Annotated in this window: 1 protein-coding gene; it reads right to left on the reverse strand. The window is 66.3% G+C overall.

Features of this window, described 5'->3' with window-relative positions:
- On the reverse strand, positions 1–1,075 hold a 1,075-nt coding region (locus tag EN884_RS36780), incomplete at both ends, for an FMN-binding glutamate synthase family protein (RefSeq protein WP_164895454.1).

Here is a 1,075-nt window from a genome sequence, read left to right on the forward strand (position 1 = left end):
GGCCATGGCGGCTGCCTCGATCGTCAGCGCGACCAGGTCCTCGGGTTCGAGATTGTGCAGGCTGTTCTTGCCGCACGCGCGGGCGATCGTTTGAGCCTCAAGCGTCATCACCTTGAGGTAGTTCGCCAGCCGGCGCCCGGCAGTCACCGGATCGACCCGCTTCATCAGTTCCGGATCCTGCGTGGTGATGCCGGCGGGGTCGCGCCCCTCGTGCCAATCGTCATAGGCGCCGGCCGTGGTGCCAAGCTCGTTGTACTCCGCCTCCCAGCGCGGATCGTTGTCGCCGAGCGCGACAAGGGCCGCCGTGCCGATCGAGACCGCGTCGACGCCGAGCGCCAGCGCCTTGGCGACATCGGCGCCGTTGCGAATGCCGCCGGAGACGATCAACTGCACCTTGCGGTGCATGCCGAGGTCCTGCAGCGCCTGCACGGCCGGCCTGATGCAGGCAAGCGTCGGCTGGCCGACATTTTCGATGAACACTTCCTGGGTGGCGGCGGTGCCGCCCTGCATGCCGTCGACGACAACGACATCGGCGCCGGCCTTCACGGCAAGCGCCGTGTCATAATAGGGGCGCGCGCCGCCGACCTTGACGTAGATCGGTTTTTCCCAGTCGGTGATTTCGCGCAATTCGAGGATCTTGATCTCGAGATCGTCGGGTCCGGTCCAGTCGGGATGGCGTGAGGCCGAGCGCTGGTCGATGCCTTTCGGCAGCGTGCGCATTTCGGCGACACGATCCGAAATCTTCTGGCCAAGCAGCATGCCGCCGCCACCCGGCTTGGCGCCCTGGCCGACGACGACCTCGATCGCATCGGCGCGGCGCAGATCGCGCAGGTTCATGCCGTAGCGCGACGGCAGATATTGATAGACCAGTTGCTTGGAATGGCCGCGCTCCTCCTCGGTCATGCCGCCGTCGCCCGTCGTGGTCGAGGTGCCCGACAGGGTAGCGCCGCGTCCGAGCGCTTCCTTGGCCGGACCCGACAGCGAGCCGAAGCTCATGCCGGCAATGGTGATCGGAATCTTCAACTCGATCGGCTTCTTGGCATGGCGAGAGCCGAGCACGACCGATGTGTCGCAG

The sequence above is a fragment of the Mesorhizobium sp. M7A.F.Ca.AU.001.01.1.1 genome (assembly GCF_004022735.1).
GTDB lineage: Bacteria > Pseudomonadota > Alphaproteobacteria > Rhizobiales > Rhizobiaceae > Mesorhizobium > Mesorhizobium ciceri.